Annotated in this window: 20 protein-coding genes; 11 read left to right on the forward strand and 9 right to left on the reverse strand. The window is 72.1% G+C overall.

All coding sequences use genetic code 11. From position 1 onward, the window contains the following. The first annotated feature begins 422 nt into the window (after positions 1 to 422). The 5 genes from OHT52_RS25640 (at position 423) to OHT52_RS25660 (ending at position 5820) form a co-directional block, all read left to right on the forward strand. Positions 423 to 1094, forward strand: coding sequence for a DUF4097 family beta strand repeat-containing protein (locus OHT52_RS25640; RefSeq protein ID WP_328722538.1), 672 nt, complete (start codon positions 423 to 425; stop codon positions 1092 to 1094). A 12-nt stretch (positions 1095 to 1106) separates the two neighbouring features. Then, positions 1107 to 2147 carry an ATP-binding cassette domain-containing protein gene (locus tag OHT52_RS25645; protein WP_328722539.1) on the forward strand — a complete coding sequence of 347 codons (1041 nt, stop codon included), beginning with the start codon at positions 1107 to 1109 and terminating at the stop codon, positions 2145 to 2147. Next, positions 2144 to 2929, forward strand: a complete 786-nt coding sequence (locus OHT52_RS25650; RefSeq protein ID WP_328722540.1) for an ABC transporter permease — start codon at positions 2144 to 2146, stop codon at positions 2927 to 2929. Before OHT52_RS25645 ends, OHT52_RS25650 begins: the two co-directional genes overlap by 4 nt. Positions 2930 to 3244: 315 nt before the next feature. Further along, the gene (locus OHT52_RS25655) at positions 3245 to 4639 is read left to right on the forward strand and encodes an aldehyde dehydrogenase family protein (protein WP_328722541.1); all 1395 of its coding nucleotides are present in this window, start codon (positions 3245 to 3247) and stop codon (positions 4637 to 4639) included. Between the two features lie 101 nt (positions 4640 to 4740). After that, positions 4741 to 5820: a Zn-dependent alcohol dehydrogenase gene (locus tag OHT52_RS25660; RefSeq protein WP_328722542.1), complete on the forward strand. Its 1080-nt coding sequence runs from the start codon at positions 4741 to 4743 to the stop codon at positions 5818 to 5820. 76 nt (positions 5821 to 5896) lie between these two features. Here OHT52_RS25660 and OHT52_RS25665 read toward each other — a convergent pair whose 3' ends face one another. From OHT52_RS25665 to OHT52_RS25685, 5 genes are all read right to left on the reverse strand, one after another. Then, positions 5897 to 7549 (reverse strand): alkaline phosphatase D family protein, encoded by a 1653-nt coding sequence (locus OHT52_RS25665; protein ID WP_328722543.1) that lies wholly within the window; start codon positions 7547 to 7549, stop codon positions 5897 to 5899. Positions 7550 to 7696: 147 nt separating this feature from the next. Then, entirely contained in the window at positions 7697 to 8737 is a 1041-nt protein-coding gene (gene ppk2, locus OHT52_RS25670; RefSeq protein WP_443046665.1) for a polyphosphate kinase 2, read from the reverse strand. Further along, positions 8703 to 9686, reverse strand: coding sequence for a DMT family transporter (locus tag OHT52_RS25675; protein ID WP_328722545.1), 984 nt, complete (start codon positions 9684 to 9686; stop codon positions 8703 to 8705). Before OHT52_RS25675 ends, ppk2 begins: the two co-directional genes overlap by 35 nt. A 68-nt stretch (positions 9687 to 9754) precedes the next feature. Next, positions 9755 to 10417 carry a TetR/AcrR family transcriptional regulator gene (locus OHT52_RS25680; RefSeq protein ID WP_328722546.1) on the reverse strand — a complete coding sequence of 221 codons (663 nt, stop codon included), beginning with the start codon at positions 10415 to 10417 and terminating at the stop codon, positions 9755 to 9757. A 48-nt stretch (positions 10418 to 10465) separates the two neighbouring features. Further along, the gene (locus OHT52_RS25685; RefSeq protein ID WP_328722547.1) at positions 10466 to 10789 is read right to left on the reverse strand and encodes a hypothetical protein; all 324 of its coding nucleotides are present in this window, start codon (positions 10787 to 10789) and stop codon (positions 10466 to 10468) included. A 278-nt stretch (positions 10790 to 11067) separates the two neighbouring features. Between OHT52_RS25685 and OHT52_RS25690 the strand changes: the two genes are divergently transcribed. The 3 genes from OHT52_RS25690 to OHT52_RS25700 all read left to right on the forward strand — a co-directional run bounded on the left by OHT52_RS25690 (position 11068) and on the right by OHT52_RS25700 (position 13457). Then, on the forward strand, positions 11068 to 12219 hold the full coding sequence (locus OHT52_RS25690) for an acyl-CoA dehydrogenase family protein (protein ID WP_328722548.1): 1152 nt from the start codon (positions 11068 to 11070) through the stop codon (positions 12217 to 12219). A 115-nt stretch (positions 12220 to 12334) separates the two neighbouring features. Continuing rightward, on the forward strand, positions 12335 to 12625 hold the full coding sequence (locus tag OHT52_RS25695) for a YiaA/YiaB family inner membrane protein (RefSeq protein WP_328722549.1): 291 nt from the start codon (positions 12335 to 12337) through the stop codon (positions 12623 to 12625). A 208-nt stretch (positions 12626 to 12833) separates the two neighbouring features. After that, a complete protein-coding gene (locus OHT52_RS25700) occupies positions 12834 to 13457 on the forward strand; it encodes a TetR/AcrR family transcriptional regulator (RefSeq protein WP_328723902.1) in 624 nt (207 codons plus the stop codon). A gap of 99 nt (positions 13458 to 13556) precedes the next feature. Here OHT52_RS25700 and OHT52_RS25705 read toward each other — a convergent pair whose 3' ends face one another. Continuing rightward, positions 13557 to 14018 carry a MaoC family dehydratase gene (locus OHT52_RS25705; protein WP_266702746.1) on the reverse strand — a complete coding sequence of 154 codons (462 nt, stop codon included), beginning with the start codon at positions 14016 to 14018 and terminating at the stop codon, positions 13557 to 13559. A 121-nt stretch (positions 14019 to 14139) separates the two neighbouring features. Here OHT52_RS25705 and soxR point away from each other — a divergent pair, with 121 nt between their 5' ends. After that, positions 14140 to 14619 (forward strand): redox-sensitive transcriptional activator SoxR, encoded by a 480-nt coding sequence (gene soxR, locus OHT52_RS25710; RefSeq protein WP_328722550.1) that lies wholly within the window; start codon positions 14140 to 14142, stop codon positions 14617 to 14619. 77 nt (positions 14620 to 14696) lie between these two features. On the opposite strand, the gene OHT52_RS25715 is transcribed toward soxR, so the two are convergent. After that, positions 14697 to 15308, reverse strand: a complete 612-nt coding sequence (locus tag OHT52_RS25715; protein WP_328722551.1) for a hypothetical protein — start codon at positions 15306 to 15308, stop codon at positions 14697 to 14699. Positions 15309 to 15558: 250 nt separating this feature from the next. Here OHT52_RS25715 and OHT52_RS25720 point away from each other — a divergent pair, with 250 nt between their 5' ends. After that, on the forward strand, positions 15559 to 18396 hold the full coding sequence (locus OHT52_RS25720) for a penicillin acylase family protein (protein ID WP_328722552.1): 2838 nt from the start codon (positions 15559 to 15561) through the stop codon (positions 18394 to 18396). A gap of 81 nt (positions 18397 to 18477) precedes the next feature. Here the strand turns inward: OHT52_RS25720 and OHT52_RS25725 are convergent, their stop codons facing one another. Beyond that, on the reverse strand, positions 18478 to 19308 hold the full coding sequence (locus OHT52_RS25725) for a helix-turn-helix transcriptional regulator (RefSeq protein ID WP_328722553.1): 831 nt from the start codon (positions 19306 to 19308) through the stop codon (positions 18478 to 18480). A 103-nt stretch (positions 19309 to 19411) separates the two neighbouring features. On the opposite strand from OHT52_RS25725, the gene OHT52_RS25730 reads away from it, so the two are divergent. Then, complete coding sequence (locus OHT52_RS25730; protein WP_328722554.1) at positions 19412 to 20128, forward strand: SDR family NAD(P)-dependent oxidoreductase; 717 nt, start codon at positions 19412 to 19414, stop codon at positions 20126 to 20128. 51 nt (positions 20129 to 20179) lie between these two features. Here OHT52_RS25730 and OHT52_RS25735 read toward each other — a convergent pair whose 3' ends face one another. Continuing rightward, entirely contained in the window at positions 20180 to 21463 is a 1284-nt protein-coding gene (locus OHT52_RS25735; protein ID WP_328722555.1) for an exo-beta-N-acetylmuramidase NamZ family protein, read from the reverse strand. Between the last annotated feature and the right edge of the window lie 201 nt (positions 21464 to 21664).

Raw genomic sequence — 21664 nt, forward strand, 5'->3', positions numbered from 1 at the left:
TCCTTCGTGGTGCGTGGGGCCCCAGCCTAGGTCGTGCGTCGAAAGCCCCGCCTGTCCGGCGACGCCCGGCACGCACGCTGGCCGCGTCGTCGGGATCACCCCGGTACGTCCAGTACCGGGCGACCCTCCGCCGTGCGAGCGCACGCACCGGACGCCGCCGGACCCGCCCTCCGGACGGACGGCGCTACTTTCGGCACACGCCCTGGGCCGCTCCTTTGCGTTCGCGCCCAACCCATTGCAACGATTGGGGGCAGGTTCGTTGCATTCGATTCACATTCATTGCAATGAAATCCCTCAACCCACCTGCAATGACGGGTTTTTCATCGACTACTTCGTTGCCGGAATGGTGAATGCAACGTAGCGTTTCTCTTGTCGGAAACCTCGGGCCGCAGGGGCCCGCGACGCGGACGAAAGAGAAAACCATGCAGAAGTTCGACACCCCCGCCCCGGTCACGGCCGTCGTGGACATCCCCGCCGGACTCATCCGGTTCATCGCCGCCGACCGGCCCGACACCACCGTCGAGATCCTGCCCGCGGACGCCTCCAAGGGCTCCGACGTCAAGGCGGCCGGGCGGATCGAGGTCACCCACACCGAGGGCGTCCTGCGGATCGAGGCCCCCGCCGCGACCCACCGCGTCCTCGGCTCCTCCGGATCGGTCGAGGTGACCGTCCAACTGCCCGCCGGCTCCCGCGTCGAGGCGAAGGCGGCCCTGGCCGAACTCCGCGGCGTCGGACGGCTCGGCGACGTCGTCTTCGAGGGGCAGGAGGCGACGGTCAAGCTCGACGAGACCGCGAGCGCCAGGCTCACCGTCCTCGCCGGAGACGTCTCGGTCGGCCGCCTCGGCGGCCCCGCCGAGATCAGCACCCAGAAGGGCGACCTCCACGTCACCGAGGCCGTCCGAGGCACCGTCACCCTGCGTACCTCGCACGGGAACATCGCCGTCGGCGCCGCCCGCGGGGTCTTTGCCTCCCTGGACGCCGGCACCAGCTACGGCCGGGTGCACAACGCGCTCACCCACACCGACGGCGCCGCCGCCGGACTGAACATCCACGCGACCACCGCCTACGGCGACATCACCGCCCGCAGCCTGTAAAGGAGCACTCCCGTGGCACACCCCACCACCGACCCGGCCATCGCGGCGAAGGGTCTGCGCAAGTCCTACGGCGACAAGACCGTCCTCGACGGCATCGACCTGGCCGTCCCGGCCGGGTCCGTGTTCGCGCTGCTCGGTCCGAACGGGGCCGGCAAGACCACCGTCGTCAAGATCCTCTCGACCCTCATCACCGCCGACGCCGGCCAGGCCCGGGTCGCCGGCCACGACCTGGCCGCCGCGCCGCAGGCGGTACGGGCCGCGATCGGCGTCACCGGCCAGTTCTCGGCGGTGGACGGCCTGATCACCGGCGAGGAGAACATGCTCCTCATGGCCGACCTGCACCACCTCCCCACAACGGAGGGCAAGCGGGTCGCCGCCGGACTGCTGGAACGCTTCGACCTCACCGACGCGGCGAAGAAGCCCGCCTCCACCTACTCCGGCGGCATGAAACGCCGCCTCGACATCGCCATGACCCTGGTCGGCGACCCCAGGATCATCTTCCTCGACGAACCCACCACCGGACTCGACCCCCGCTCCCGCCACACCATGTGGGGCATCATCCGCGAACTCGTCACCGGCGGCACCACCGTCTTCCTCACCACCCAGTACCTCGACGAAGCCGACGAACTCGCCGACCGCATCGCCGTCCTCCACGACGGCAGGATCGCCGCCGAAGGCACCGCCGACGAACTCAAGCGCCTCGTCCCCGGCGGACACGTCCGCCTCCGCTTCACCGACCCCGCCCCCTACCGCGAAGCCGCGACCGCCCTGCCCGACGCCGCCCGCGACGACGACGCCCTCACCCTCCAGATCCTCAGCGACGGCAGCCAGCGCGAACTGCGCACCATCCTCGACCGCCTCGACACCGCAGGCGTCGAAGCCGACGAACTCACCGTCCACACCCCCGACCTCGACGACGTGTTCTTCGCCCTCACCGACACCACCCACGTCCCCCACCAGGCGGACCAGCAGGACGGGCCGGACCAGCAGACACGGTCGCCCCGGCCGTCCACGTCGCCCCAGTCGCCCCAGTCCAAGGAGGACGTCCGATGAGCTCCCTCTCCCTCGCCGTGCGCGACTCGTCCACGATGCTGCGCCGCAACCTGCTGCACGCCCGGCGCTACCCCTCGCTCACCCTGAACCTGCTGCTCACGCCGATCATGCTGCTCCTGCTCTTCGTCTACATCTTCGGCGACACCATGAGCGCGGGCATCGGCGGCGGGGACCGCTCCGACTACATCGCCTACATCGTGCCGGGCCTGCTGCTGATGACCATCGGGAGCACCGTGGTCGGCAGTGCGGTCTCCGTCTCGATGGACATGACCGAGGGCATCATCGCCCGCTTCCGCACCATGGCGATCCACCGGGGATCGGTCCTCGTCGGGCACGTCGTCGGCAGCGTGCTGCAGTCGGTCGCCAGTGTGGTCCTCGTCGGGGCGGTCGGGGTGGCCATCGGCTTCCGCTCCACCGACGCCACTGTCCTGGAGTGGCTGGCGGCCTTCGGGCTGCTGGTGCTGTTCGCCCTGGCGCTCACCTGGATCGCGGTCGGGATGGGCCTGGTCAGCCCGACCGTGGAGGCGGCGAGCAACAACGCGATGCCCCTGATCCTGCTCCCGCTCCTCTCCAGCGCTTTCGTCCCCGTCGACTCCATGCCCGGCTGGTTCCAGCCGGTCGCCGAGTACCAGCCGTTCACCCCGGCCATCGAGACCCTGCGCGGACTCCTGCTCGGCACCGAGATCGGCGACAACGGTCTCATCGCCGTCGCCTGGTGCCTGGGCCTCTCGGTCCTCGGCTACCTCTGGTCGACCTCGACCTTCAACGCCGACCCGAAGTAAGCCGCCATGGCCACCAGGGCCGCACCCCGCACCCCCGCACCCCGTACCGCCCCGAGGGCGGCGTGACCCGGCGAACGAGCCGGAGAGCGCCGCCCCTCGGCGTTCGCCGGTCTCCTCCGTGATCCGGCCGGCGCCCACGTGACGCGCGTCTCGGGCCCCTCCCGGTACCGGCTCTGGCGCACAAAAACTAACAGCGCTAGTTTGGGGTTCCGGCGACCAGGCGCGGACGACCGAGAGCCGGAAACGACCGAGCCGGACGACCGCAAGCCGGCCCCACACAGCGGCCGAACACCGCAAGCCCGGGAGGAACAGCCCATGAAGGCCCACGACGGGATGTACATCGGCGGCGCATGGCGACCCGCCGAGGGCCGCGACACCATCGCGGTCGTGAACCCGGCCGACGAGCAGGTCATCGCCCATGTGCCTGCGGGGACGCCCGCCGACGTGGACGCCGCCGTACGTGCCGCGCGCGCCGCGCTCCCCGGCTGGGCCGCCACCCCGCCCGCCGGGCGCGCCGCACGGCTCGCCGCCCTGCGGGACGTCCTCGCCGCCCGCGCGGAGGAGATCGCCGCGACGGTCACCGCCGAACTCGGCTCCCCGCTCCGGCTCTCGCAGACCGTGCACGCGGGCGTGCCGGTGCTGGTCGCCGGTTCGTACGCCGAACTCGCCGCCACGTACGCCTTCGAGGAGAAGCTCGGGAACTCCACCGTGCTGCACGAGCCGGTCGGGGTCGTCGGGGCGATCACCCCCTGGAACTACCCGCTCCACCAGATCGTCGCCAAGGTGGCCCCCGCGCTGGCCGCCGGCTGCACGGTCGTCCTCAAGCCCGCCGAGGACACCCCGCTGACCGCCCAACTCTTCGCCGAAGCCGCCGAGGAGGCCGGGATCCCGGCCGGTGTCTTCAACCTGGTCACCGGTCTCGGCCCGGTCGCCGGGCAGGCGCTCGCCGAGCACCCCGGGGTCGACCTCGTCTCCTTCACCGGCTCCACGGCCGTCGGCAGGTCGATCGGCGCCACCGCGAGCGGCGCCGTCAAGCGTGTCGCACTGGAGCTGGGCGGCAAGTCCGCCAACGTGATCCTGCCGGGTGCCGACCTCGCCAAGGCCGTCAACGTCGGCGTCGCCAACGTGATGTCCAACTCCGGCCAGACGTGCAGCGCGTGGACCCGGATGCTGGTGGACGCCGAGCGGTACGAGGAAGCCGTGGCCCTCGCGGCGGCGGCCGTCGCCAAGTACGTCCCCGGGGAGCGGATCGGACCCGTCGTCAACGCCAAGCAGCAGGCGCGGGTGCGGGGTTACATCGAGAAGGGCATCGCGGAAGGCGCCCGGCTCGTCGCCGGAGGCCCCGACTCCCCGCAGGAGGTCGGCTATTACGTCAGGCCCACCGTCTTCGCCGACGTCACCGGGGACATGGCCATCGCCCAGGAGGAGATCTTCGGCCCGGTCCTCTCCATCCTCCGGTACGAGGACGAGGAGGACGCCCTCCGTATCGCCAACGGCACCGTCTACGGCCTGGCCGGCGCGGTCTGGGCGGCCGACGACGAGCGGGCCGTCGCCTTCGCCCGCCGGATGGAGACCGGGCAGGTCGACATCAACGGCGGCCGGTTCAACCCGCTGGCACCCTTCGGCGGCTACAAGCAGTCCGGCGTCGGCCGTGAACTCGGCCCGCACGGTCTCGCCGAGTACCTCCAGACGAAGTCCTTCCAGTTCTGAACTCCGGCCGCACGCCGCCCGGTCAGCCGCCGGGGCGCCCGGCCGACCCCAGTCCGCCGCCGGTCCCGCCGGGCCCGGCCCACCAACCGAGGGAGCCGTCCGTGGTTCGCGCCGCCGTACTGCCCGCCGTCCAAGCGCCGCTGGAGATCACCGACATCGAGCTGCCGGACACCGGTCCGGGCCAGGTGAGGGTGAGCCTGGCCGCCGCCGGGGTCTGCCACTCCGACCTGTCGCTGAGCAACGGCACCATGCGCCTGCCGGTGCCCTGCGTACTCGGCCACGAGGGCGCGGGCACCGTCCTGGAGGTCGGCGAGGGCGTCGAGCACGTCGTCCCGGGTGACGGCGTCGTCCTCAACTGGGCACCCTCCTGCGGCACATGCCATCCCTGCCGGATCGGTGAGGTCTGGCTCTGCGCCGACGCGCTGAAGGGCGCAGCGAACGTCCATGCCCGCCTCGCGGACGGCACCGCACTCCACCCCGGCCTGAACGTCGGCGCGTTCGCGCAGGAGACCCTCGTCGCCGCCAACTGCGTACTGCCCGCCCCGGCGGGCATCCCGCTCACCGACGCGGCCCTCCTCGGCTGCGCGGTGCTCACCGGCTACGGCGCGGTCCACCACTCCGCACGCGTGCGGGCCGGGGAGACCGTGGCCGTGTTCGGGATCGGCGGGGTCGGTCTCGCCGTGCTCCAGTCGGCGCGCATCGCCGGTGCCTCCCGGATCATCGCCGTGGACGTCACGCCGGAGAAGGAGGAGCTGGCCCGGCTGGCCGGTGCCACCGACTACGTCGTCGCCTCCGCCACCACCCCCCGCGAGATCCGGGGGCTCACCGACGGGGTGGGCGCGGACGTGGCCGTGGAGTGCGTGGGGCTCGCCCGGACCATCCGTACCGCCTGGGAGTCCACCCGCAGGGGCGGCCGTACCACCGTCGTCGGCATCGGCGGCAAGGACCAGGACGTCACCTTCAACGCCCTGGAGATCTTCCACTGGGGCCGCTCCCTGACCGGCTGCGTCTACGGCAACAGCGACCCGGAACGCGATCTGCCGGTGCTCGCCGAGCACATCCGCGCGGGCCGCTTCGACGTGTCGTCGATGGTCACCGAGCGGATCTCGCTCGACGGCATCCCCGCCGCCTTCGAGAACATGGTCGCCGGAAAGGGCGGCCGGGCCCTGGTCACCTTCTGAGGCCGCCCCGCGCGGCCGCCCGTACCCCTGGGCACGGGCGGCCGGCGGCGGGTCGCGCGCGGTTCTCGCGGTCGGGTCAGCGCACCGGGGCGTCGGCCCGTTCGACCTTCTGGGTGCCGTTGAGCGTGCGGTACGAGCGGGCCCAGGCGGCCGTGGCGTCCTGGCGGGTCTTGTCGGAGACCGTGTAGTAGTCCATCTGTGAGCGCTCGGCCGTCACGTCGAGGACCCCGTAACCGTGGCCGTCCATGTCCACCCACTTCACGTGGCGGTTGGCGGCCTTCACCGCCAGGGCGGCGACCTCGGAGACCGTGTGCGCGGGGACCTTCAGGATGTCGTCCAGGTTGTCCGAGGTCACCGAGGTCACCACGAACTCGGTGGCGGCGGACGCCGACAGCGGGTAGGTCGCGGCTTTGACGGGCACGTCGTTGGCCCACGCCATGTGGATGTCGCCGGTCAGGAAGACCGTGTTGGTCACCGACCTGGTCCGCAGGTGGTCGATCAGCTCCTTGCGGTCGTCGGTGTAGCCGTCCCACTGGTCGACGTTGACGGCCAGGCCGCCGCCGGGCAGGCCCAGCAACTCCGCGAGCGGCGCGAGCACGTCGGCGGGGACGGAGCCGAAGGCGACCGGGGAGATCATCACGGACGTACCCACCAGCTTCCAGGTGGCCGCCGACCCGGCGAGACCGGCCTTCAGCCACTCCAGTTGGGCCCGGCCGGTGATCGTGCGCTCCGGGTCGTCGACCGACCCGCTGCCGATCGACGCCTGCGCGGAGCGGAAGCTGCGCAGGTCGAGCAGGTGCAGCTCGGCGAGGCTGCCGAAGGAGAGCCGGCGGTAGACGGTGCCCTCGGTGGAGGCACGGACCGGCATCCACTCGAAGTACGCCTGCTTGGCCGCCGCGACCCGGCCCGCCCAGGCGCCCTCCGTCCCCGGGGTGTGGTTCTCGGCGCCGCCGGACCAGGCGTCGTTGGCGAACTCGTGGTCGTCCCAGATCGCTATCACCGGGTGGGCGGCGTGCAGGGCCCGGAGGTCGGCGTCCGTCTTGTACGTGGCGTGCCGGACGCGGTAGTCGGCCAGGGTGAGGATCTCGTGCAAAGGGGAGTGCGGGCGCACGACGGTGTCGCCGTGGGCGTAACCGCCGGACGCGTACTCGTAGATGTAGTCGCCGAGGTGCAGCACGGCGTCCAGGTCGGCGCGGGCCGCGAGGTGCCGGTACGGGGAGAAGTAGCCGGCCTCCCAGTTGGCGCAGGACACCACGCCGAAGCGCACCCCGGGCGTCGCCGCACCGGCGGCGGGCGCCGTGCGGGTCCGGCCCGCGGGGGAGAGGATCTGCCCGGCGGCGGCCGAGAAGCGGAACCAGTAGGCGGTGGCCGGGCGCAGCCCCCGGACGTCCGCCTTGACGGTGTGGTCGGACGCGGCCCGGGCGATGGACGTACCGGAGGCGACCGTCCGGGAGAAGGCCTTGTCCTCGGCGATCTCCCAGCCGACCGGGGTGTCCGCGCCGAGGCCGGAGCCGGGTACGGCGTCCGGGGAGGGCGTGACGCGGGTCCACAGGAGGACGCCGTCCGGGAGGGGGTCGCCGGAGGCCACACCGTGCAGGAAGGCCGGCCCGTCGGCGGCCCGTGCGGCGGTCGCGCCGAGCAGGACGGGGGCGGCGACGGCCGTGGCGGCGGCAGCCTTGACGACCGTGCGACGGCTGGGTGCGGATGCGGGCGCGTGTTGTGTGGTCACGGGCGCACACGCTACTGACGAGTAAGGCAAACTGGTGTGCGAACAGCAGAAGTTCGCCGAGCCGTCGGAATCCGGTCGCCCCGCGTTGTGGCGGTGGTCCGCGGACCCGGCGCCGCGCGGCCCGTGCGCGGAGGGGCGGACCGGGGGTCAGGCCTTGGGCGGCCTCGGGGCGAGCAGCCGGGCGTCCATCTCGCCCTCCTCGAAGAGCCGGGACGCCGGACCGACGATCAGCGGGTCCGGGACGCCGACCACGGACGTGTCCTTGCCCGGGTAGTCGAAGCGGTCCAGTACGTGCCGCATCGCCTCCAGCCGCGCCCGCTTCTTGTCGTTGCTCTTCACCACCGTCCAAGGCGCGTCGGCCGTGTCGGTGTGGAAGAGCATCAGCTCCTTGGCCTCGGTGTACGCGTCCCACTTGTCGAGCGACGCCAGGTCGACCGGGCTCAGCTTCCAGCGGCGCACCGGGTCGATCTGCCGGATCATGAAACGGTTGCGCTGCTCGTTGCGGGAGACCGAGAACCAGAACTTCACGATGTGGATGCCGTCGCGGACCAGCATCCGCTCGAACCCCGGGGCCTGGTGCATGAACTCCAGGTACTCGCGGGTGGTGCAGAAACCCATCACCCGCTCCACCCCGGCCCGGTTGTACCAGGACCGGTCGAAGAGGACGATCTCGCCCGCCGTCGGAAGGTGGACCGCGTACCGCTGGAAGTACCACTGGGAGGACTCGCGTTCGGTCGGCTTCTCCAGAGCCACCACCCGGGCGCCGCGCGGGTTGAGATGCTCGGTGAACCGCTTGATGGTGCCGCCCTTGCCGGCCGCGTCCCGCCCCTCGAAGAGGATCACCAGCCGCTCGTCGTGCTCCTTCACCCAGTGCTGGAGCTTGATCAGCTCGATCTGGAGGGCGCGTTTTTGCTTGTCGTACGTCTTGCGGCCGAGCTTTTGCGGATAGGGGTAGTCCTCCCGCCAGGCGTCCCGGGCGCGGCCCTCCGGGGTGACCAGCTCCGGGTCGTCGTCGCCCCGCTCGTGGAGCCCGAACCCCTCCAGGTGCGGTCCGCCGAACCGGGCGGCACGGTCCGCCTCCGACCCGGGCGGGGAGTCGTCCGGCACGGGCTTCGACCCGGCGGATCCCCGCCGGGCCGTCCGTGCGCGCCCGTCAGACCCGCCCGGTTTCCTGCTGCTCGACGCCATCGGGGGCTCCCTCCACCGGCTCGGCCACGACCTTCCGCGTCCGCCCAGTCTGCGGACGGGTCCGGGAGACCGCCACCCCTGCCAGGCAGAGCAGCCCGCCGAGGACGGAGAGCGCGGCCGGTACCTCGTCGAGCACCAGCCACGACATCAGCACCACGAGAGCGGGCACCGCGTAGGTGGTGGAGCCCATCCGCCCGGCGGTGGTGCGCGCCAGCGCGTACGCCCAGGTGGTGAAGGCGAGCGCGGTCGGGAAGACGCCCAGATAGATCATGTTGAGAGTGGCGGAGAGCGGGGCGTCGGCGGCCTCGTGGACCAGCACCCCGGTGAACGGAAGGCAGCCCGCCGCGCCGATCAGGCAGCCGAATGCGGTGACCTGGAGGGGTGAACCGTGCTCCAGCGCGGGCTTCTGCGCGACCACGCCCGCCGCGTAGGTGAGGGCGGCGACGAAACAGAGCAGCACCCCGAGCACCGAGGAACCGCCGTGGCCCGACATGGACAGACCGACGACGACGGCGCCCGCGAAGGACACCCCCATGCCCCCGAGCAGCCTGCGCGGCAGCCCCTCGCCCAGCAGCCGGGCCCCGAGCAGCGCGATCAGGATCGGACCGATGTTGACCACCATCGCGGCGGTCCCGGCGTCCACCTCCTGCTCGCCCCAGTTGAGCACCACCATGTAGAGGCCGAACCAGAGGAGCCCGGAGACGACGATGCCGGGCCAGGCACCGCGCGCCGGCAGCCCCTCGCGGCGTACGAGCAACAGGGCGACGAGCACCACGGAACCCGCCAGCAGCCGGCCGAGGGCGAGCGCTCCGGGGGAGTAGGCCTCGCCCGCGCTGCGGATGGAGACGAACGCGGTCGCCCACAGCACGACGGTGAAGCAGGCGGCGGCGACGGCCCGCCGGTCGGGGCCGGAGCGGGGCGGATCAGTGGGTACGGGCGGTGTGGTCATGCGAGGAAGGTACGGTGCGCGGGGATCGGCCCGCACCGGACGTCCACGGGGCGGTCGGGGCCCGGGCCTCAGTGCCGCGTCGTCCCCGGGCGCCGGTCCAGTCGCGCGTACTGGAGCGCCAGCCCGTCGAGCAGCGCCCGCAGCCCCGTCTCGAAGGCGCCCTCGTCCACCTGCTGGCGCCGGTCGGCGAGGAGGTGGGCCTGGCCGAGGTGCGGGTAGTCGGCGGGGTCGTACGCCGTCTCGTCGTCCACGAAACCCCGCGCGAAGGACCCCAGTGCGGAGCCGGTGACGAAGTACCGCATCAGCGCTCCGATGTGCGTGGCCTGGGCGCGCGGCCAGCCCGCGTCCACCATCGCGCCGAACACCGCGTCGGCCACCCGCAGCCCGGCGGGCCGGCGCCCGGGGCCCTGCGCCAGGACCGGCACGATGTGCGGATGCGCGGAGAGCGCGGCCCGGTACGAGACGGCCCAGTCGTGCAGGGCGGAGCGCCAGTCGCGCGGATCGCCCGCGTCGAACATCGACAGGTCGACCTGGGCGGACACCGCGTCGGCGACCGCGTCGAGGATCTCGTCCTTGTTCCGGAAGTGGTTGTACAGCGACGGTCCGCTGACCCCCAGCCCGGCGGCGAGCCGCCGGGTGGAGAGGGCACCGAGTCCCTCCGCGTCCACGAGCGCGCCCGCCGCCTCGACGATCCGTTCTCGGCTCAGGAGGGGGGTACGAGGTCGGGCCATGCGGCACATAGTAGGGCCTGGCCGCCGGGAACCCGCAGGTGATCGGCGCTACTCCATGGTGACCCAGCGGATCACGGCGACGACGCCCAGCACTGGCGCGGGTGCTGTCCACCACCAGCCCATCGCCCTGCGGACCGAGGGCAGCGCCACCAGCCCGGCCGCCGTCCCGCCCGCCAGGAGCGTGAGGACGCACGACAGGGCGATGGCCGCCCGGGCCCCGTCGTCCCAGCCGCCCGAGGGGCGGATCGACAAGGCCGTGTACAGGAAGAAGCCCGCGATCAGATACAGGATCGCCAGCGGGACGGACATGACCAGGCGCAGCCGGCCCTCGTCCTCCGGGAGGTCCAAACCCTCTTCGTGTGCGGCCGTCAATCCGGTTCCCCTTCCGGGTGGTCGGGGCCGGCGGAGGGACGGTGCCCGCCCCTTGCGCGGGAGGCGAGGGAATCTAGCAGGGCGCGGGGCAGGACCGATCGCTCCGGCCGGAGTTGGCCGAATAGAGCTGCGGAGACCGCCGGGACGCGGAGGGCTTGCGCCGCACGGCCCGGCGGCACATAGTGGGCTGCGACAAGAAACTAGCAGTGCTAATTTAAAGTGTCGGCGGGGTCGGCGGCCCGCTGGGAGCGGCGCCCGACGCGGAGGAGTGGAGTCCGATGAACCTGGAGCTCAGCGAGGAACAGGAAGCGGTCCGCCGACTGGCAAGGGACTTCGTGACCCGGGAGGTCACCCCGCACGTCGCCGCCTGGGACCGTGCCGAGAATGTCGACAAGTCGATTGTGAAGAGGCTGGGCGCTCTGGGATTCCTCGGGCTCACCGTGCCGGAGGAGTACGGCGGCTCCGGCGGTGACCACCTCGCGTACTGCCTGGTCACCGAGGAACTGGGGCGCGGCGACTCCTCGGTGCGCGGCATCGTCTCCGTCTCCCTCGGCCTGGTCGCCAAGACCGTCGCCGCCTGGGGCGACGAGGAGCAGAAGCGCCGCTGGCTGCCCGGCCTCACCGCCGGGGACCTGATCGGCTGCTTCGGGCTCACCGAACCCGGCACCGGTTCGGACGCGGGGAACCTCGCGACCAAGGCCGTACGCGACGGCGACGACTACGTCATCGACGGAACCAAGATGTTCATCACCAACGGCACCTGGGCCGATGTGGTGCTGCTCTTCGCCCGTACCAACGACGCCCCGGGCCACAAGGGCGTCTCCGCTTTCCTGGTGCCCACCGACACCCCGGGCCTCACCCGCAACACCGTCCACGGCAAGCTCGGTCTGCGGGGCCAGGCCACCGCCGAACTGGTCCTGCAGGGGGTCAGGGTCCCCGCGTCCGCGCTGATGGGCCCCGAGGGCAAGGGGTTCTCGATCGCGATGTCCGCGCTGGCCAAGGGGCGCATGTCGGTGGCCGCCGGGTGCGTGGGGATCGCGCAGGCGGCCCTGGACGCGGCGGTCGGTTACGCGTCCGAGCGGCAGCAGTTCGGCAAGCCCATCGCGAGCTACCAGCTGGTCCAGGAACTCATCAGCGACATCGCCGTGGACGTGGACGCCGCCCGCCTCCTCACCTGGCGGGTCGCCGATCTGGTCGACCGGGGCGAGCCTTTCGCCACCGCCGCCTCCCAGGCCAAGCTCTTCGCCTCGGAAGCCGCGGTCCGCTCCGCCAACAACGCCCTCCAGGTGTTCGGCGGGTACGGCTACATCGACGAGTACCCGGTGGGCAAGCTGGTCCGCGATGCCCGGGTGATGACCCTCTACGAGGGCACCAGTCAGATCCAGAAGCTGATCATCGGCCGCGCGCTGACCGGGGTCTCCGCCTTCTGACCGCCGCCCGCCGCGTCGCCCGGCCGCCTTTCCCAGCCGCCCCGCACCGGGCCTGAGTACGGCGGTGAGTACCGGCACGGATGCGGCGGCCCGCCGGGCGGCGGAAGCTCTGGGCATGAGCGACACGACATCCGTCAAGCAGCAGAACACCGGCGCCTACTACGGCCAGGCCGTCGCCTCCTTCGGGGTGGCGATGGGCGCGGTGGCCCTCGGGATCTTCTTCCTCGACGCGGACGCCTGGGTGCGGGCCTTCCTCGCCATCGGCGTCCTCTACCTCGTCACCTCGTGCTTCACCCTCGCCAAGGTCATCCGCGACCGCCAGGAGGAGGGCAGGATCGTCAGCCGCGTCGACCAGGCGCGACTGGAGAAGATCCTCGCCGAGCACGACCCCTTCCAGAAGCTCTGACCCCCGGCTCGGGCCCGCACGCCCCGCCCGCTCCCCTCGCCGCCCCCGAGGTCCCCGGTAACCCCGGCGATCTCGGGGGCGCAACCGTTTCACCGCTTCCCACCTCCCCCTTTCGCGCGGGCGGCGCTATCCTGCGGGCGAGATCCTAAGCGCTTGCTCAGGGTCGGGGTATGGTGTTCGTCCGGTGGACGGAGAGGGGCGCGTGACGATGGGTACGGCGCAGGAGACCGACGGCCAGGAGACGCCGTGGGGCGAAGTGACCCCCGAAGCCGCCCGGCGGCTTCTCGTGGCGGCGGTCGAGGCCTTCGCCGAGCGCGGCTACCACGCGACGACCACCCGTGACATCGCCGGCCGGGCCGGCATGAGCCCGGCGGCCCTCTACATCCACTACAAGACGAAGGAAGAGCTGCTCCACCGGATCAGCCGCATCGGCCACGACCGCGCGCTCTCCCTGCTGGACGCGGCGGTGGACGCCGAAGGCACTGCCTCGGACCGGCTCGCCACGGCCGTACGGGCCTTCGTCCACTGGCACGCCGAGCGCTTCGCCACCGCGCGGGTGGTGCAGTACGAACTCGACGCGCTGAGCGACGAACACCGCGCCGAGATCATCGAACTGCGGCGGCGCACCGACGCGGTGATGCGGCGGATCATCAAGGACGGTGTGGAGACGGGGGAGTTCGACGTCCCCGACGTGCCCGGTACCGCGCTCGCCGTGCTCTCCCTCTGCATCGACGTCTCGCGCTGGTTCAACGCGCAGGGCAGCCGGACGCCGGAGGAGGTCGGCGCGCTCTACGTGGACCTGGTGCTGCGCATGGTCGGTGCTCCGAAGTAGGACTCCGCGCGAGTCACGGACATGCGGCGGGCCCGCCGCACCCCGCGTCCTCGGGGTGCGGCGGGCCCGTGGCCGTGAGGCCCGTGCCGGGGTGATCGCTCAGAAGTAGTAGCGGGACACCGACTCGGCGACGCAGGCCGGCTTCTCGCCGCCCTCACGCTCCACGGTGACGACCGCCGTGATCTGCACCCCGCCGCCCGCTTCCTCGACGGACTTCAGTACGGCGGTGGCGCGCAGCCGCGATCCGACCGGGACGGTGGAGGGGAAGCGCACCTTGTTGGTGCCGTAGTTGATGCCCATCTTCGCGCCCTCGACCGACATGACCTGCGGGACGAGTGCCGGGAGCAGGGAGAGCGTCAGGTATCCGTGGGCGATCGTGGTGCCGAACGGGCCGGTCGCCGCGCGCTCGGGATCGACATGGATCCACTGGTGGTCGCCGGTCGCCTCGGCGAACTGGTCGATCCGCTTCTGGTCGATCTCCAGCCAGTCGCTGTGCCCCAGCTGCTCGCCCACACCGTCGCGGAGCTCCTGTGCGGAGGTGAAGATCTTCGGCTCTGCCATGGTCCTGGTCCTGCCTTCCGGCTCACTGCTCGATGTCTAAGCGCTTGCTCAGCATGGAGTGGTCACCGGCTCCTGTCAACGAAGTGGGGAGGTGCCATCGCGTGCGCAGTAGGTTCGGGGGGTGCCCCAGATTCCCCGGTCGCTCCACGAACTCACCGTCGGCCAACTCGCCGCGCGCAGCGGCGCCGCCGTCTCCGCCCTGCACTTCTACGAGTCCAAGGGGTTGATCACCAGCCGACGCACCAGCGGCAATCAGCGCCGCTACGACAGGGACGCGCTCCGGCGGGTCGCGTTCGTGCGCGCGGCCCAGCGGGTCGGCATCCCGCTGGCCACCATCCGCGAGGCGCTCGCCGAACTCCCGGAGGAGCGCACGCCCACCCGGGAGGACTGGGCGCGGCTCTCCGGGGCGTGGCGTACCGAGCTGGACGAACGCATCGAGCAGCTCGGCCGGCTGCGCGACCATCTGACCGACTGCATCGGCTGCGGCTGTCTCTCGCTGGAGAACTGCGTGCTCTCCAACCCGGACGACATCTCCGGCGAGCGAATGGCCGGTTCCCGGCTGATGCCGGAGCGCCGGACCGACCCGGAGCCGCGCGACTGACACCCCGGGGGCGGGGACACCGGCGCTGGGGGGCCGCTCGTCCGGCCCCCGCCCGCCCGTGCTCCGGCCGCCGCCCCTCAGGCCGCCGAGGTCAGCTGCTGATGTCGTATCCGGTGCGCCCGTGCCAGCGTCCCCGGTGTCAGCGCCGACGCCGGTACGAGGATGCCGCAGCCCGTGCACTCCGGGCCGGACCGGGGTTCGCGGTGCGGGTCCTGGTGCCAGACGATCCGGGTCTCCGCGCAGACCGGGCAGGCCGTGCCGGGCTCCGCGCCGAGCGCGGCGATCAGCCGGAGCAGTACCTCGGGGAGCGGGGCGCTCGGATGCGTACGGGGGTCGGCGCAGCGGGCCACGCCGTTGCCTCCCCAGATCCGCCGGTGCCAGGCGTCGAAGCCGCCGGGACGGCGCAGTCCCTCGCGCTTCTCGCGGCGCCGCCGTTCGGCGAACCCCGCCTCGTACGCCAGCCAGAGGGTCCGGGCCGCCTCCAGTTCGGCCAGCGCGCCCGTCAGCCGGGCCGGGTCCGGGGCCCGGTCCTCCGGGCCGAACCCGTGCCGGGCGCACAGATGGTCCCAGGTCGCCCGGTGCCCGTAGGGGGCGAAGCGCTCCAGGCATTTGCGCAGCGAGTAACGCCGCAGGGCCAGATCGGCCCGGGGGTCACGGACCTGTCTCGCGAGACTCCGGAAACCGGCCATACCACCGCCACCTCCGTCGTTCGGTGTTCTTGTGGGGGATGGACGTACGCCTGCCCGTTCTGGCTCCCCCGAAAGATGATTTCCGGCCACGGATGGGACGGGGGTGCACACAGGGGCGCACGGCCGCCGACGGCCGCCGACCGGGGCGCGGCGGCCGTGTGACGATTCGGCAAAGGTGACTGATGCTCATCTTACGGACCGGACTTACCGTCGGTAATCTCCGGCGCATCGGCCTCCCTGAGGAGTACGCATGCCCCCACGTACACGTACCGGCAAGCTCGCCGCGACCTTCGCGGCCGTCCTCGCACTCGGAACCTCCATGCTGGCGGGATCACTCCCGGCAGGCGCCGCCCCGGTGGCGGCCACCGCCGCCGCGGTCACCGACCACTGCGCCGGCCAGTGCGCGGACATCCTGCCGCCCGGCGCGAACGGCAATGCCACACTCGCCGACATCCTCGGCAACAAGCTCTTCGGCACCCATCCCTCCCACAGCGACGACCAGCTCGACCGCTACACCTCGCTGATCTCCGGCCAGAGCACCCTCACCGACGCCAAGCTGACCGACTTCTTCAACGACGCCTCCTTCGGCGTCCCGTCCGGTCAGGTCGAGTCCACCGTCTCGCCCCGCAGCGACGTCACCATCACCCGGGACAAGAAGACCGGCGTCCCGCACATCGTCGGCACCACCCGCTACGGCACCGAGTTCGGCGCCGGTTACGCGGCAGGCCAGGACCGGCTCTGGCTGATGGACCTCTTCCGCCACATCGGACGCGGCGAACTCACCTCCTTCGCCGGCGGGGCGCTCGCCAACCAGGGCCTGGAGCAGCAGTTCTGGCCGCAGGCCCCGTACACCGAGGCCGATCTCCAGGCCCAGGTCGAGCGGATCAGGACCACCGAGGGCGCGCGCGGCGAGCTGGCCATGTCGGACGCGCAGGCCTACATCGACGGCATCAACGCCTACAAGGACAAGGCGAAGTCGAGTCGCAACTTCCCCGGCGAGTACGTCCTCACCGGCAAGATCGACTCGATCACCAACGTCGGCGAGATCGTGCCCTTCAAGCTCACCGACCTGATCGCCATCGCGACCGTCGTCGGCGGCCAGTTCGGGGGCGGAGGCGGCGGCGAGGTGCAGGCCGCGATCTCGCTGCTCGCCGCCCAGGAGAAGTACGGCGTCAGCGAGGGCACCCAGGTCTGGGAGTCGTTCCGGCAGCGCGAGGACCCGGAAGCCGTCCTCACCGTGCACGACGGCACCTCTTTCCCGTACGCCCAGAAGCCCGCCACCGCGCGAGGCACCGCACTCCCCGACAAGGGCTCCGTCACCGCCGAGCCCCTGATCTACGACCGCACCGGCTCCGCGGGCACCAACCTCAAGGCCCAGGTCGCCGCGCCCGCCGCCCTCAAGCCGCTCCAGGGCGTCTTCGACGACGGCGTCATCCCCGAGGGCACCCTCCCCGGCTCCGGCACCGACGCGCAGAAGCGCGGCATGTCCAACGCCCTGGTGGTCTCGGGCTCCCGCACCGCGAGCGGCAACCCGGTCGCCGTCTTCGGCCCGCAGACCGGCTACTTCGCTCCACAGCTGATGATGCTCCAGGAGATCCAGGGACCCGGCATCAGCGCCCGCGGCGTCTCGTTCGCGGGCGTCGGCATGTACATCCAGATGGGACGCGGCGAGGACTACGCCTGGAGCGCCACCTCCGCAGCCCAGGACATCACCGACACCTACGCCGTCCCGCTCTGCGAGGCGAGCGGCGCCACCCCGTCGAAGAACTCCGCCTCCTACCTCTACCGGGGCACCTGCACGCCCATGGAGAAGATGGAGCGGACCAACTCCTGGAAGCCCACGACCGCCGACTCCACCGCCGCCGGTTCCTACCGGATGCAGGTCTGGCGCACCAACTACGGCATCGTCACCCACCGGGCGACCGTGGCCGGCAAGCCGGTCGCGTACACCTCGCTGCGCACCACCTACCGCCACGAGGCCGACTCCATCATCGGCTTCCAGATGCTCAACGACCCCGCCTACGTGACCGACGCCGCCTCCTTCCAGCAGGCGGCGAGCAACATCGACTACGCCTTCAACTGGTTCTACGCCGACTCCCGCACCGCCGCCTACTACAACAGCGGCATGAACCCGGAGCGCGCCGCCGGCGTGGACCCGGCGCTGCCGGTCGCGGCGGACCGGGCGTACGAGTGGCAGGGCTTCGACCCGGCCGCCAACACCGCCACGTACACGTCCTTCGCCGCGCACCCGCACTCCAGCGGCCAGGACTACTACATCTCCTGGAACAACCGGCAGGCCAAGGGATACGCCTCCGCCGGCTTCGGGTTCGGCGCCGTGCACCGGGCCGACCTGCTGGACGACCGGGTCTCCGCGCTGGTCGCCCAGGGCGGCGTCACCCGCGCCTCGCTCACCAAGGCCATGGAGTCGGCCGCCGTCACCGACCTGCGGGGCGAGCAGCTGCTGCCCGAACTGCTGAAGGTCATCCGCTCCCAGCCCGTCACCGACACCGCCCTCGACGCCGTCGTCAAGCAGCTGGAGGCGTGGCGGGCGGGCGGCTCGCAGCGCAAGGAGACGGCCGCGGGCTCGGGAACGTACGCCAACGCCGACGCCGTACGTGTCATGGACGCCTGGTGGCCCGCGCTGATGGACGCGGAGTTCCGGCCCGGCCTCGGGGGCGCGCTCTACGACGCCCTGGCGGTGAACCTCGCCGTGGACGAGTCCCCGGCCGCCAGCCACGGACCCAGCGGCGCGCACAGCGGCTCCGCCTTCCAGTACGGCTGGTGGGCCTTCGCCGACAAGGACCTGCGCCAGGTCCTCGGTGAGAACGTCCAGGGGCCGCTGGCCCGCACCTACTGCGGGGGCGGCGTACTCGCCACCTGCCGCGACGCCCTGCTCACCACCCTGAAGCAGGCCGCCGCCAAGCCCGCCACCACGGTCTACCCGGGTGACGACAACTGCGCGGCCGGCAACCAGTGGTGCAGCGACGCCATCATCCACCGCGCGCTGGGCGGGATCGCCCAGAAGTCGATCCCGTGGCAGAACCGGCCGACCTACCAGCAGGTCGTGGAGTTCCCCACGCACCGGTAGGGGAGCACGCCCGGCAACGGACGGTCCGGGTGCGGGGGTGTGCCCCACCCCCGCACCCGGACCGTCCGCGTCGACGCCCGTTCACTCCCGGGCCGGGGTACCGAGGAGCGCCAGGCGTTCGGCGTCCTCGGTGTGCGGCTCGGCCGTGTAGACCATCACGCGCAGATCGTCCCCGGCGACGGTGAGCACGTCGCAGTCGAGTGTGAGGGTCCCCACGGCCGGATGGTCGATCGTCTTGCGGGCCGACTCGTGGGTACCGACCGCCCCCGAGTCCCAGAGCTCGGCGAACCGGGCGCTGCCCGACCGCAGTTCCGCGAGGAGGCTCCCCAGCCGGGGATCGTCCGGGTACCGGGCGGCGGCCGTGCGCAGATCCGCGACCAGCGCCGCTTCGAGCCGCCGGCGATCCTCCGGGGTCTGGCGGACCCGGCTGTCGCCCTGGCCCAGCAGATTGCGCCGGACCCCGTTGCGCTCGTGGCCGGGCAGGCGGGCCGGGTCGCCCATCAGCGCCGCGTACCGCGGGTTCGCCAGGAGCAGCGTCCAGGTGGCGTCGTACACCGCGACCGCCGTGCCGGTGAGCCGGTCGAGCAGCCGGTGGACGCTGGGAGAGATGCGGGTGGGTACGGTGCCGGGGCCGGGAGGCGCGAGACCGGCCAGCCGGAAGAGGTGCTCGCGCTCCGCCCCCGACAGCCGCAGGGCCCCGGCGAGGGCCTCCACGATCTGCCCGGAGGGATGGGTGGCCCGGCCCTGTTCGAGGCGGGTCACGTAGTCGGCGGAGATCCCGGCGAGCATCGCCAGCTCCTCGCGCCGCAGCCCCGCCGCACGCCGGTGACCACCGGGTACGAGCCCCGCGGCCTCGGGCGGCACCCGGTCGCGCCAGCGGCGCACCGCCTGCCCGAACTCCGCCTTCGCCATGCCCACCAGTGTGCACCGGGACCCGCGGGTCTTCCTGGTACCGCCGGTCCCAGGAAGACGGGACGTCTGGCAGGCGCCCCGGCCGGGCCGGACAGTGGGAGGCATGACGAAGACGACGAGGACTCTGATCACCGGAGCGAACAAGGGTCTCGGCTTCGAGACCGCCCGCCGGCTGGTAGCCGCCGGGCACACCGTGTACCTGGGAAGCCGCGACGCCGAACGCGGGAGGCGGGCGGCCGAGCGGATCGGCGCCAGGCCGGTCCTGATCGACGTGACCGACGACGCCTCGGTGGAGGCCGCGGCGAAGACGATCGAGGCCGGGGGCGGCCTCGACGTACTGATCAACAACGCCGGGATCGAGGGACGCACTCCGGACGGAGGCGTCCTCGGCGCGGGCGGTGAGACGGCCGGGTCCACGCGGACGATCCTGGAGACGAACGTCCTCGGCACCGTGCGGGTCACGCACGCCTTCCTGCCGCTGCTGGAACGCTCCGCGGCCCCGGTCGTGGTCAACCTCAGCAGCGGCCTCGCCTCGCTGGAGCGGATGGCCACCCCGGGCAACCCGGCCTCCGCCTACCCGGGCGTCGCCTATCCGGCGTCCAAGGCCGCGGTCAACATGATCACCGTGCAGTACGCCAAGGCGTTTCCCGGGATGCGGATCAACGCGGTGGAGCCCGGCTTCACCGCGACCGACCTCAACGGACGCACCGGCACCCAGACCGTGGAGGAGGGGGCGGAGATCATCGTGCGGATGGCGCTGGTGGGCCCGGACGGCCCGACCGGCGGCTACTTCGACGCCGAGGGCCCGCTGCCCTGGTGAGACCCCCGGCCCGGTGCGGGGAGGCGGGGCCCCGCACCGGACCGGACCGGCTCAGCCCCCGTACAGCAGGTACTTCTTCCGCTTGGCCCGGAATGCGGCGAGGTCGGATCGCCAGGCACCGACCACCTCGTCGGTGTCCGCGCCCGCGTCGATCATCGTGCGGACCCGGGTGTTGCCGGTCAGCTTGTCGATCCAGTTGTCGGCCCGCCAGGCGAAACCGCTCCAGGTCGCCTTGGCGGTCACCAGCAGCGCGATCCCGGTGCGCACCGGGTCGAAGACCTCCCGGTCGTCCACGTGGAGCTGCACTCCGCCGACCGTGACACCGGAGAACTTGGAGAAGGTCGGCGCGAAGTACGCCTCGCGGAAGTGGACCCCGGGCAACTCCAGCGCGTTGGCCGCGGCGGCCCAGCGGTGGTCGATCCCGGCCGCCCCGAGCAACTCGAACGGACGGGTGGTGCCGCGCCCCTCGGAGAGGTTCGTCCCCTCGAAGAGGCAGGTGCCGGAGTACACGAGCGCGGTGTCCGGCGTCGGCATGTTGGGGCTCGGCGGCACCCACGGCAGGCCCGTCGCGTCGAAGAAGTCCGAGCGCCGCCACCCCGACATCGTCACCGTGTCCAGGTCCGCCGGACGCGCGGCGAAGAACTCGGTGTTGAAGAAGAGCGCAAGTTCCGCGACGGTCATCCCGTGCGCCTGGGCGATCTCCCGCCGCCCGACGAAGGTCCCGAACGCCGGATCGAGCACCGGACCGAGCGCGGCCCGACCGGTGTTCGGGTTCGGCCGGTCCAGCACGACGAACCGCTTGCCCGCGAGCGCCGCCGCCTCCATGCAGTCGTACAGCGTCCAGATGTAGGTGTAGAAGCGGGCGCCCGCGTCCTGGATGTCGAAGACGACCGTGTCGACGCCGGAGGCCGTGAACACGTCCGCGAGCGGCTGACCGTTCTTCAGATACGTGTCGTAGACCGGCAGTCCCGTCGCCGGGTCGTCGTACCGCCCCTCGGAGCCGCCCGCCTGGGCGGTGCCCCGGAAGCCGTGCTCGGGTCCGAAGACGGCCGTGAGGTTCACCCGGTCGTCGGCGTGCATGACGTCCACGATGTGGCGCACGTCGGAGGTGACCCCGGTGGGGTTGGTGACGATGCCCACCCGCTCCCCGGCCAGCAGCCGGTAGCCGCCCGCGGCCAGCCGGTCGAAGCCGGTACGGACCGGGGCGCGCCCGCCGCGCCCGGAGTCCCCGCCGTGGCCGCCCGAGGCAGCCGCCGTACCCCCGCCCACGGCGGTCACCGCCAGGGCTCCCAGGCCTCCGCCCGCTGCCAGTACACCCCGTCTGGTCAGGCTCATCCAGCCACCTCCATGATCGCGCGGACTGTCATGGGCATGCACGCTAGCGCGCGCGGAGCCCGTACGGAACGATCTCGGGCGGGCGGATTCACAAGCCCGGCCCGCATCGGCTGGGCAGAACACCAGACCTTCCCGCGACCCCTTCCCCGATCACATACCGACTGGTTAGTCTGCTGGGGCAGTCGTGCAGAGAGGCAGGAC

It is taken from the genome of Streptomyces sp. NBC_00247, from assembly GCF_036188265.1.
GTDB lineage: Bacteria > Actinomycetota > Actinomycetes > Streptomycetales > Streptomycetaceae > Streptomyces.

Bases quoted from the DNA above. Each gene is read 5' to 3' on its own strand.
- OHT52_RS25640 (WP_328722538.1), top strand. From the start codon at position 423: ATGCAGAAGTTCGACACCCCCGCCCCGGTCACGGCCGTCGTGGACATC.
- OHT52_RS25650 (WP_328722540.1), top strand. From the start codon at position 2,144: ATGAGCTCCCTCTCCCTCGCCGTGCGCGACTCGTCCACGATGCTGCGC.
- OHT52_RS25655 (WP_328722541.1), top strand. From the start codon at position 3,245: ATGAAGGCCCACGACGGGATGTACATCGGCGGCGCATGGCGACCCGCC.
- ppk2 (WP_443046665.1), bottom strand. From the start codon at position 8,737: ATGGCGTCGAGCAGCAGGAAACCGGGCGGGTCTGACGGGCGCGCACGG.
- OHT52_RS25675 (WP_328722545.1), bottom strand. From the start codon at position 9,686: ATGACCACACCGCCCGTACCCACTGATCCGCCCCGCTCCGGCCCCGAC.
- OHT52_RS25680 (WP_328722546.1), bottom strand. From the start codon at position 10,417: ATGGCCCGACCTCGTACCCCCCTCCTGAGCCGAGAACGGATCGTCGAG.
- OHT52_RS25690 (WP_328722548.1), top strand. From the start codon at position 11,068: ATGAACCTGGAGCTCAGCGAGGAACAGGAAGCGGTCCGCCGACTGGCA.
- OHT52_RS25695 (WP_328722549.1), top strand. From the start codon at position 12,335: ATGAGCGACACGACATCCGTCAAGCAGCAGAACACCGGCGCCTACTAC.
- OHT52_RS25700 (WP_328723902.1), top strand. From the start codon at position 12,834: ATGGGTACGGCGCAGGAGACCGACGGCCAGGAGACGCCGTGGGGCGAA.
- OHT52_RS25705 (WP_266702746.1), bottom strand. From the start codon at position 14,018: ATGGCAGAGCCGAAGATCTTCACCTCCGCACAGGAGCTCCGCGACGGT.
- OHT52_RS25715 (WP_328722551.1), bottom strand. From the start codon at position 15,308: ATGGCCGGTTTCCGGAGTCTCGCGAGACAGGTCCGTGACCCCCGGGCC.
- OHT52_RS25720 (WP_328722552.1), top strand. From the start codon at position 15,559: ATGCCCCCACGTACACGTACCGGCAAGCTCGCCGCGACCTTCGCGGCC.
- OHT52_RS25725 (WP_328722553.1), bottom strand. From the start codon at position 19,308: ATGGCGAAGGCGGAGTTCGGGCAGGCGGTGCGCCGCTGGCGCGACCGG.
- OHT52_RS25730 (WP_328722554.1), top strand. From the start codon at position 19,412: ATGACGAAGACGACGAGGACTCTGATCACCGGAGCGAACAAGGGTCTC.
- OHT52_RS25735 (WP_328722555.1), bottom strand. From the start codon at position 21,463: ATGAGCCTGACCAGACGGGGTGTACTGGCAGCGGGCGGAGGCCTGGGA.